At 68.6% G+C, this 9991-nt stretch carries 10 protein-coding genes and 1 riboswitch; of the genes, 5 read left to right on the top strand and 5 right to left on the bottom strand.

The annotated features are described in order from the left end of the window. Positions 1-1086: collagen-like triple helix repeat-containing protein (locus tag VL15_RS36230; RefSeq protein ID WP_048251598.1), on the top strand; the 1086-nt coding region annotated here is incomplete at its 5' end. A gap of 147 nt (positions 1087-1233) precedes the next feature. Here VL15_RS36230 and VL15_RS36225 read toward each other — a convergent pair. Next, complete coding sequence (locus tag VL15_RS36225) at positions 1234-1695, bottom strand: Lrp/AsnC family transcriptional regulator (protein ID WP_048251595.1); 462 nt, start codon at positions 1693-1695, stop codon at positions 1234-1236. Positions 1696-1811: 116 nt separating this feature from the next. On the opposite strand from VL15_RS36225, the gene VL15_RS36220 reads away from it, so the two are divergent. Next, the gene (locus VL15_RS36220) at positions 1812-2444 is read left to right on the top strand and encodes a LysE family translocator (protein ID WP_048251593.1); all 633 of its coding nucleotides are present in this window, start codon (positions 1812-1814) and stop codon (positions 2442-2444) included. On the opposite strand, the gene VL15_RS36215 is transcribed toward VL15_RS36220, so the two are convergent. From VL15_RS36215 to VL15_RS36200, 4 genes are all read right to left on the bottom strand, one after another. Beyond that, positions 2441-3478 (bottom strand): alpha/beta hydrolase, encoded by a 1038-nt coding sequence (locus tag VL15_RS36215; RefSeq protein WP_048251591.1) that lies wholly within the window; start codon positions 3476-3478, stop codon positions 2441-2443. The genes VL15_RS36220 and VL15_RS36215 overlap by 4 nt on opposite strands. A 22-nt stretch (positions 3479-3500) precedes the next feature. Next, a complete protein-coding gene (locus VL15_RS36210) occupies positions 3501-4073 on the bottom strand; it encodes a TetR/AcrR family transcriptional regulator (protein ID WP_048251590.1) in 573 nt (190 codons plus the stop codon). A 129-nt stretch (positions 4074-4202) separates the two neighbouring features. After that, positions 4203-6131, bottom strand: a complete 1929-nt coding sequence (locus tag VL15_RS36205; protein WP_048251588.1) for a TonB-dependent receptor domain-containing protein — start codon at positions 6129-6131, stop codon at positions 4203-4205. 337 nt (positions 6132-6468) lie between these two features. After that, positions 6469-6662, bottom strand: a riboswitch (cobalamin riboswitch). Between the two features lie 89 nt (positions 6663-6751). Next, positions 6752-7810: a helix-turn-helix domain-containing protein gene (locus tag VL15_RS36200; RefSeq protein ID WP_048251587.1), complete on the bottom strand. Its 1059-nt coding sequence runs from the start codon at positions 7808-7810 to the stop codon at positions 6752-6754. A 166-nt stretch (positions 7811-7976) separates the two neighbouring features. On the opposite strand from VL15_RS36200, the gene VL15_RS36195 reads away from it, so the two are divergent. From VL15_RS36195 to VL15_RS36185, 3 genes are read left to right on the top strand one after another with little or no spacing between them, the layout of a single operon-like run. Next, complete coding sequence (locus VL15_RS36195) at positions 7977-8321, top strand: hypothetical protein (RefSeq protein WP_048251586.1); 345 nt, start codon at positions 7977-7979, stop codon at positions 8319-8321. Beyond that, the gene (locus VL15_RS36190) at positions 8311-8943 is read left to right on the top strand and encodes a Dabb family protein (RefSeq protein WP_048251585.1); all 633 of its coding nucleotides are present in this window, start codon (positions 8311-8313) and stop codon (positions 8941-8943) included. The genes VL15_RS36195 and VL15_RS36190 overlap by 11 nt, the downstream gene beginning before the upstream one ends. A gap of 37 nt (positions 8944-8980) precedes the next feature. Beyond that, complete coding sequence (locus VL15_RS36185; protein ID WP_048251584.1) at positions 8981-9973, top strand: NADP-dependent oxidoreductase; 993 nt, start codon at positions 8981-8983, stop codon at positions 9971-9973. Positions 9974-9991: the final 18 nt, after the last annotated feature.

Below are 9991 nucleotides of genomic sequence, written 5' to 3'. Positions count from 1 at the left end.
GGCACAAGCAGCAGTGGCACGAGCAGCAGCGGCACAAGCAGCAGCGGCACAAGCAGCAGTGGCACAAGCAGCAGTGGCACGAGCAGCAGTGGCACGAGCAGCAGCGGCACGAGCAGCAGCGGCACGAGCAGCAGCGGCACGAGCAGCAGCGGCACAAGCAGCAGTGGCACGAGCAGCAGCGGCACGAGCAGCAGCGGCACGAGCAGCAGTGGCACAAGCGGCACCCCCGGCACGAACGGCATCATCAGCTCGGTCGGCTCGGTCGTCACCGATGTGGGCGTCACGATCGCCGGCGCAAGCCCTCCGGGCGGAACCAAGGGCGTGACCACCGGGCTTGCCAACACGGTCACCGGCGCCGGCACGCTCATCCGCGATACGTCGAACGCGGTGAGCAACGGCATCGGTCAGATGGGCTTCACGACGAACCCGGTCGGCTCGACGGTCGCAGGCCTCGGCACGATCGTCGGCTCGACCAGTAATCCGGTCAGCGGTCTCGCCGACACGGTGAAGGCGCTCGGCTCCGGCCCGCTGTCGCCGCTGGCGCCGCTCACGACGCCGGTCGGTGGCCTGCTCGACACGGTGGCCGGCGGTCTGAAGTCGGGCGGCACGATGCTCGGCTCGGCGCTGTCGTCGGGCCCGGTCCAGCAGGCGACCCAGGCGCTCAGCACGGCGATCACGCCGCTCGTGACGACGGCCGGCCAGCTCACGCAACAGGTCGGCACCGCAACCGGCCTCGGCCAGCCGGTCGCCGGCCTGCTCGGGCAAATCGGCGGGGCAATCACGTCGGCCGGATGGAAGGTGACATCGGCGTCGCCACAGCCGGTCGTGAGCGGTGTCGGTGAACTCGTCCGTGCGGTCGGCAATACGGTGACCAACGTGGGCGGGCTCGTGAACCCGAGCGGTGCGAACGGCGCGGTGCCGATCGCCGGCCTGGTGACGAGCGTGGTCGGCGGTATGCCGGCGGCCGTGCACGGCGGCTCCGCGACCGGCACGGGGGGCGGCAATCCGTTGGGCGCGCTCGGCAATCCGCTCGCGCCGGTGACGTCGCTGGTGGGCGGCCTGCTCGGCGGCGTGGCCGGCAAATAGCCGGTCTCGTCGGATCGTCCCGCCGGCCAACCGGCCGGACGATCGCGCGCGGCAGGCCGGGCGATGCCGTCTGCGGGATCGAACGGTCCGGCGGCGGCTACGCTTGCAGCGAAGATTCAACGACCGATTCAACGGCCGATCGACGCGTCACCCGCGGCTACCGTCGAGCTTCGACGGCGGCCGCGCCAGCCCGCGCGCCGGCAGCGGCGTCGACATCACGATCGATGTGCGCGTTTCGCCGTACAGGTTGATGCGCTCGATCAGCTGTTCGAGATGGGCCATGCTGACGGCAACGAACCGCATGACATACGAGTCCGCGCCCGTCACGTGATGGCATTCGACGACTTCGGGAATCGTCTCCAGCAACTTGAGGAATTTCGCTTTCGCCGGTTGCGGCACCGTGATGCCGATCAGCGCGCTCACCGGATAGCCGGCCGCGGCCGGATTGATCCGGGCCGTGTAGCCGTCGACGACGCCGGCCGCTTCAAGGCGCTTCACGCGCTCCGTCACCGCCGGCACCGACAGGTGAACCTGGCGCGCCAGCTCCGTATAGCTGATGCGGCCGTTGGCCTGCATCAGTGCCAGTACCTTCCAGTCCAGTTCATCCATCGCAGCGGGATTTTTTAAGGTGGAGCAGTCATTTTTCCTTAAAAACCGCATTCAGCGATGACCGGACTTTCCCTACGATGCCTGTTCCACCCGTTGAAAGTCGCAAGGAGCAGGCGATGCTGTTCATCAAGTCCGTCGTGATGGGGCTGTCGATCGCGGTGCCGGTCGGCCCGATCGGCATGCTGTGCATACAGCGCAGCCTGAGCCGCGGTTTTCAGGCGGGATTCGCGACGGGCGTCGGTGCCGCGTGCGCCGATGCGATCTACGGGCTGCTCGGCGCACTGGGCATCGCGGGCATCGTCACGGCCTTCCCGATGCTGACCATCGGCCTGAAAATCGGCGGCGGCGCGTTTCTCGTGTGGCTGGCCTGGACCATCGCGCGTCAGGCGCTGGCCGCGTCGGCGATGCAGCGCGACCTGCCGCGCACGACCGTCCTGCGCGACTTCCTGACGACGTTCGGCCTCACGCTGTCGAACCCGATGACGATCCTGTCGTTCGTCGGCATTTTCGCGGCACTGGGCCCGCTGTCGGGCGCGCGGGACGGCGCGATGTGGCCGGCCGTGGCGCTGATGGTCGCCGGTGTGTTCATCGGTTCCGCGACCTGGTGGCTGTGCCTGAGCAGCGCGACCGCCGCGCTGCGCACGAAGATGTCGTTCGCGTTCATGCATGGGCTGTCGCGCGTATCGGCCGTCGTCATCGCGGCATTCGGTGCGATCCAGCTGGTCGCGGGCGTGCGCGGCCTGGTCTAGTCCTGCGGTGGGGCGCCGTTCGATCGAACGCCCTCGGCGGCATTCAACGCCTGCAAATGCGCACGCACGAAACGCGCGATCTCCTGGCTCAGTTCCATGTCTTCCGGCGCGCCCATGAACCCGCCATGCGGCATCCCTTCGAACACATGAAGCTCGGTCGGCACCTGCGCGCGCCGTAACGCGCGGTGCAGGCGCACGGCGTTCGACAGGAACAGGTCGCGCGTGCCGCTCTGGATGAATGTCGGCGGAAAACCGGCGGCGAAATCACCGAACAGCGGCGACAGATACGGATGCGCGAGATCGGCACCGTTCGCGTAGAGCAGGTTGTTCGGCATCAGCGACGCCGGCAACACGACATCGACGAGCCGGTTGGTCTCGAAGCTGTCGCCGGATTCCGTCAGGTCGGCTTCCGGCGACAGCAGCACCAGCGCGGCCGGCAGCGGCAAGCCTTCGTCGCGGGCGCGCAGCACCATCGCGGCGGCGAGGTTGCCGCCCGCCGAGCGGCCGCCGATGACGATGTTTTCCGGTGCGTAGCGCTCCAGCACGTATGAATACGCCGCGATGCAATCGTCGAGCGCGGCCGGATACGGATGCTCGGGCGGCAGGCGGTAGTCGACGCCGTAGCATCGAATGCCGAGCCGGTCGGCCTGCATCCGCGCGCCGGCCCGGCACGCCGCGCCGCCGCCGAAGATCAGCGCGCCGCCATGCAGGTCGATGTACGCACATTCGCCGGAAGCCGGCGCGCCGGGCGTCGCGACATGCACGTCCGCGTCGCCGGCCCGGATCGTTGCCACGCTCGAACGCAGATACCCGCCGAGCTGCTCGACGGCGGCCGCGTAGTGCGCATCGGTGGCCGCTTTTACACGCAGCCAGGCGTCGACATCGTCCGGCGCCGGCATCACATGCCGCGCGTTCAGCGGCACGCCGTCGTCGCCGACCAGCCGTTGCAACGCGGTGCGCGCTGCGTCGCTGATCGAGGTCGGGAAGGGAACGACACGGCTCGGCAGGACGACGCCGTCAGGTTTGTCTTTCATCGCGGGATTTCCGTTCGGCGTGTCATGCGGCCGAAGGCCAGTGACGCAGCATCACGTCCAGCGCATCGAGACTGCGCGACCACGACGCGTCGGAATCCGGCGCGCTGTGCGAGAAACCGCCCGCGCTTTCGAGCGTCACGTAGCCCATGAAGAAGCCGCCCAGCAAGCGGATCGCATGAGCCTGTTCGGCTTCCGGAATGTCGTAGCTGCGCAGCACCGCCGACGTCATCCTGACGAGCCGGCCGCCCGCGCTTTCCGCGGCGCGTTCCGCACTCACCGGGTGGCGCGCGGCCGCAAAGCGGCCGGGGTGCTCGCGCGCATAGTCGCGATAGACGTTCGCGAGCGCGGCCAGCGCGTCCTTGCCGGTGCGGCCGGCCAATGCGTCGGTCGCGCGATCGGCGAGTTCCTTCAGCGCGAACAGCGCGATCCGGCTCTTGAGATCGTCGAAACTCGGGATATGCGAGTACAGGCTGGCCAGCTTGACGTCGAAGTGCCGCGCGAGCGCCGCGCCGGTGAGCTGCTCGAAGCCGGTTTCATCGGCGAGCTGCGCGCCGGCTTCGACGAGCCTGTCTACGGTAATGCCGGCACGTGCCATGACGGATGCTATGTGGGTTAGTCAAAAAACTAATTCTATTAGTTTTTGCGGCGATGTCAATTTCCCACGCGAGCCGGTTGCACCGATACGCATCGGCGCCCGCGACGCAGGCGCCGATGCACGGGGCGGTCAGAACGTGTAGCTGACCTTGCCGAACGCGGTACGTCCGAGCGTGTTGTAGCCGTACGCGGTCATGTACTGGCGGTCGAACAGGTTCGACAGCGATGCCGACACTGTCAGGTGCGAATTGATCCGGTACGACGCGCGCAGGCTCACCGTCAGGTACGACGGCAAATATTGCGTGTTGGCCGGGTCGTCGAACGTCGAACCGCCATAGAGCAGCGACGCGCCGGTGCTCAGCGCGTGCAGGTGCAGTTCGTCCCACGTGTGGTCGACGTTGAGGCTGACCGTCTGGCGCGGCCGGCGGCTGAGCCAGGTCTGGTTGGTCTCGTCCTGCGGATTCAGGATGCCGACCGCGAGGCTCACCGGCGTCGAGCGGCCGATCGTTCCCTTGTACGACAGGTCGATGCCGCGAATATGCGAGCGGCCGATGTTCATCGGCGAGAACGTCGCCGGGTTGTAGGCGACCAGGTTGTTGACCCGCGTGTCGTAGATCGCGGCGGTGAACGTGCCGTACGACGTGTTCGCGTCGATCGCGGCCTCGACCGACGTGCTGCGTTCCGGGCTGAGGTTCGGATTGCCGTAGCCGGGGTAGTACAGGTCGTTGAAACTCGGCAGGCGGTACGCATTGCCGTACGACACGCGCGCCGTATAGACCGGCGTGATTGCCCACGACAGCGCGGCGTTGCCCGTGTTTACGGATTGCCCGGCGATGATTTCGTGACGTCCCGCGAGGAACATCGTCACGCTGCCGAGCGTGGCCGATTGATGCAGCGAGAACGCGGAGTCGTTGCGCGTCGGCACGCCGCCGGGAATGTCGATCGGCAGGAACACCTGTTCGCGCGTGAAGTCGTAGGCCAGCTTCGACTCGCCCGACAGCGGCAGGCCGAACAGGCGGAACCCGTGCTCCTGATGCGTCAGCGACGTCGAGATGCTGAAGCGCTGCGAATTGATCTGGTCGGTCGCGAGGGCCGGGTTGTCCGCGTAGATGAACTGGCGATCGTTCGCATAACCGAAGGATTGGTCGAACTGCGTGTCGGGCGTGATGTCGAGATGGAACGCGACACCGGTCGTCAACTGGTGATCGAGCTCGCGGTTCGCATAACCGAGGTTGTCGAAGGACAGATCGGAACGGTGATACAGCGCGAACGTCGAGATCGACCAGTTGTCGCGCGCGTAACCGAGGCGCGCATCGAGATCCTGCGCGTGATACGGATTGCGGCCGGCCTCGTGACCGGAGAAGAAGGGCCGCGTCGCATCGATGCCGGCCGTGTTGTAGTCGTGCAGCCCGAGCGAATAGGTGAGGCCGCCGAGCGCGGCAAGCGGCCCCGTCGACGGTACGGTGCCCGACGTGCGGAACTGCGTGTCGAACGTCTTGTTCGAGCCGCCGCCGAACGAGACGGTGGTCTGGTTCGGCTGGTTGGACGCACGGCGCGTGATGAGCTGCACGACGCCGCCCATCGCATTGGCGCCGAACGACGCGGCGGCCGGGCCCGAAATCACTTCGACGCGTTCGAACGCTTCGGTCGGCAGGTCGGCCCACGGCGCGATGCCGGTGGTCGGCGAGCCGATCCGGATGCCGTCGATGAACACGGCGACCTGGCTGGCCGACGAGCCGCGAATGCTGACCGACGAGGACGAGCCGGGGCCGCCGCTCTGCGAAACGGTGACGCCCGGCAGCGTCGCGAGTGCCTGCGTGATGCTCGGGTCGCTCGGCGACAGCCGGTCGAGATCCTCGCGCGTGAGCACCTGCGTTGACGCATAACGCCGGTCGAACGATTCCGGCAGGTGCCGCGTGTCGGTCACGCTGATCGTCGGCAGGTCGGCGCCTTCCGCGGGCTGGGACGGCTGCGGAAGCGCTGCGTCGCCGGCGGCATGGGCGATCGGGGAAAGCAGCGCGGTGGCGGCGGATGTGGCAAGCAGGTAACGAATGTTCATGAGGCAGCGAGAGTGTGCGTGTTGCGCGTACAGCGATCGTGTGCGGGGGGCGGGCAGGGCCGGCCGGTTTTTTTCTGGATCATGGCGTGGCCGGGCCGCGCGGCGGGCCGTCGCGGGTGCAGGCGCGGCACATGCCGGACGACGCGATCGATGGCGCAAGCCGTATGCGCACGGGCGGGCCACGCCTGCCGGCAGCGTGCCGGTGCGACGCTTCCGGTGGGGAAGCGGATTCGGGAACGAAGGACATCTGAAGGATCCTGAGGTCGGGCCGTCCATGCAACGGGCGACCGCCAATGGCGGTGCTTGGCGCATCGGGACACCCCGCCCGGTGCGGCTGCTTGGACCTCGGGTCGATGGCAGGTCTCCTGGCTCGCGGGTCGTCATTCGTGCCGGCCTTCCCGGTTTCCCAGTGGCACGCAGTGGCACGAATTCGCCGCTCACAGTTGCGGGGGCAGCCGCAGATTCGAGGCGCTGCCTCTCCTGCGTTCCCTTTTGATCCCGTCTCCGGGAACCATCAGCGCGCAAGCGTAATGGCGCGCACTCCGGCACGTCAATTCTTCGGTCAAGCGGGGATGCGAAAAAACGTCATTGCCCGGTAAAAACTTTCGAAATCCTTTCTTTTATGTGCCGGCGTCACGTTTCATGTCAGACGAAACAGGTGGGTTCGAGGCTGCGCGATCGCGCCTGAACCGGCTCGGCGCGACGCCGGTCCAGCGCACGAATGCGCGCCGGAACGCCTCCTCGCCGCCGAAGCCGAGATGCGCGGCCACGCGCGTCACCGGCCAGTCGGTCTCGTACAGGCATCGCCGTGCCGCGTCGGCCAGGCATTGTTCGCGCAGCACGTGATATCCGCTGCCTTCGGTTGCCAGCCGGCGCCGCAGCGTCGCCTCGCTGACGCCGAGCCACGCAGCCAGTTCCGCGAGCACCGGCAGCGCCTGTTCGCGCGCGAGCGCCGCATCGAGAAAACCGCGCACCTGCTGCGCCCAGGACACGACGGCCGGTGCCGCATCGATCAGACGAAACGGGAAATCGACGAGAAACGCGTCGAGTTCGCCCGGCTGCCGGATCACGCGGCTGTCGAGCCGCGCCGCATCGAACGAGAAGCCGTAGGTTTTCCGGCCGACGTCGACCGGCGCGTTGAACAAGCCGAGCAGCGGCATCGCGTCGTCGCGGCGCGGATGGCCGAGCCAGACTTCGTCCGGCCGCAGCGGCTGCCCGATCAGCCAGCCGAACAGCTGCAGATAGCAGAACAGCCCCGTCAGGTCGACGAGGCACGCGGCCGGGCTGCGCGTGCGGCGCAGCGAGTCCATCCGGAACGTCGCGCGAGCGTCGCGAACCGAGAGCGACAGCGCGCCGGCGCGCGGCGTCAGCATCTCGCAAAAGTCGCGCGCGCAGCGGATCGCGTCGGCGAGCGTCGCACAGCTCAGCAGGCAGCGGCACATCAGGTCGACTTCCTGCTTGCGCATCGGCGGATGGCCGTTGCCGCGCGCGACCTGCGCCTCGAGCCGCTCGATCGCGTCGCGGTACAGCGCGACGAAGCCGCGCGTCGTCGTCGCATCTTGCCGCGGCTGCGTATCGCGATCGGCCGGCGGCGCGCCGCTGCGTGTGAGTTCGCTCAGCAGGCGCGCGTCGAGCCCCGGCAGGACCCGGCCGCTGGACGGCATGGCGCGCTGTTTCATGTGTCTCCCGTTCTGATCGTTGCGACAGGGGCCGGTGAGCGGGCCGATAGGGGTCCGTGAACCGTCGCCACGCAAGAATGCTAGTCACGCCGGCCGCCTTCGGCCTCGCCGGTACGGCGTAGGCCGGCCACGCATCCCGCCATGAACGACCACGGACGACACGCGAATGATCCAGATCGTAGATGAAATCACGCTCGCGCCCGAGCGCATTCCCGACGTGCTTGCACTGCTGCGCGACCGTTACCTGCCGGGCCACGCGGCGCGCGGGCTGACGGCGGCCGGCCGCTGGGTGTCGCCGCCCGTCGCGGTGCCGGGGCAGCCGAGCACGTTGTGGCTGACGTGGCAGGTCGACGATGCGCCGGCCTATTACCGGATGCGCGCGCTGACCGATGGCGACGTGGTCGCGTTCTGGATGGCGGTCGACGGGCTGTGCGATGCGCGCCGCCGCCACGTGATGACCGACGCCGATGCACCGCTGCCCGCGCTGACGGAGGTCGACCATGCGGCATGACACGGCACAGGTGTTCGTTTCGGCGGATCGCGACGGCGGCGCAATCGAGCATGCATTGCGCGAGGCCGCGCAGGCGTTGCCCGGCGCAACCCGCGTGGCGCTCGCACGCAATCTGGAAGGTAGCTGGGGCGCGGGCGACTACACGCTCGACGTGCTGCGCGACGAACGGGCGGTCGATTCCGCAGCGGATTTCGCAGCGCTGGCTCGACTGCCGGGCATAGCCCGCATCGACGGCGCGGCCTGCCGTGCGATCGGCGGCGGCCTGCGCGAACCGGCGTTACGCGACGGCATCTGGCGCACGCTGATGCTGCGCGTGCGGCCGCAGGCGAGCGAAGCACAGGTCGCGTCGCTGGAGCACGAATTGCTGCAGATGCCCGCGTTCATGCGCGGCATCCGCAACTGGCGCCTGAGCCGGATCGTGACGCCCGGCGCATGGACGCACGTATGGCAGCAGGAATTCGAGCAGGTCGGCGATCTGCTCGGCGAATACCTGATGCATCCGTATCACTGGGGCTGGGTCGACCGCCGGTTCGACGCCGAAAGCCCCGACTGGACGGTCGACGCGATCTCGCATGCGTTCTGTCCGCTCGCGTCGAGCCTGCTGGCCGACACGGCGGCGTGACGCGCACCAAGCCAACCCCAACCCTGGAGACACGAAAATGCGAGCCCTCCTGATCGACCGCGTCGGTCATTCCGGCGCTTTCCGGCTGGCCGATGTACCGGCGCCGAAGCCGCGCCCCGGCGACGTGCTGATCCGCGTCGCGTACGCGGGTGTCAATCCCGCCGACTGGAAATGCCGCGAAGGTTATCTCGGCGCGTTCATGGAGTACACGTTTCCGTTCGTGATCGGTTTCGATGCGGCGGGCGTGGTCGAAGCGGTCGGCGACGGCGTCGACGGCTTCGCGCCCGGCATGCGCGTGTTTGCGCAGACCGACGTTGGCGCGGGGCGTTGGGGCGCGTATGCGGAATACGTCGCGGTGCGCCACGACTCGGTCGTGCGCTTGCCCGACACGGTGAGCTTCGCGGAAGCGGCCGCGACGCCGACCCCCGCGCTGGCCGCATGGGCCGGCCTGTTCGACGACGGCGGGTTGCGCGCGGGGCAGACCGTGCTGGTGCACGGCGGCGCGGGCGCGGTCGGCACGTTCGCGATCCAGCTGGCCGCGCAGGCCGGTGCGCGCGTCGCGGCGACGTGTTCCGCGCGCAACCGCGACACGGTCGAATCGCTGGGCGCGGCGGCGAGCATCGACTACCGCGCGCAGGACATCGCGGCAGCGGTGCGCGCATGGGCGCCCGGCGGCGTCGACCTCGTGCTCGACGCGGTCGGCGGCGACACGCTGCCCGATGCGCTCGACCTGCTCGCGCCCGGCGGCACGCTGGTGAACATCATGACGCTCGCGGCCGGCGACGCCGAGCGGCTGGCCGCGACGGGAGCCGAAGCCGCACGGCGCGGGCTGCGCACCGCGATGACCTACAGCCGGATGCCGAGCGGCAACACGCTCGCATCGATTGCCGAACGCCTCGGCCGGCGCGCGTTGCGCGTGCCGCGCTTCGACAGTTTCCCGCTCGAACAGGCGGCACGGGCGCTCGATCTCGTTCAAACGGGCGAGGCGAAAACCAAGCTCGTGCTGCACGTTGCGGATATCGCCGGCTGAATGGCCCGCACTCAAATC

The sequence above is a fragment of the Burkholderia cepacia genome (assembly GCF_001039005.1).
In the GTDB taxonomy this organism is placed as follows: domain Bacteria; phylum Pseudomonadota; class Gammaproteobacteria; order Burkholderiales; family Burkholderiaceae; genus Burkholderia; species Burkholderia theae.
This window is presented reverse-complemented; position numbering and strand designations above follow the sequence as displayed.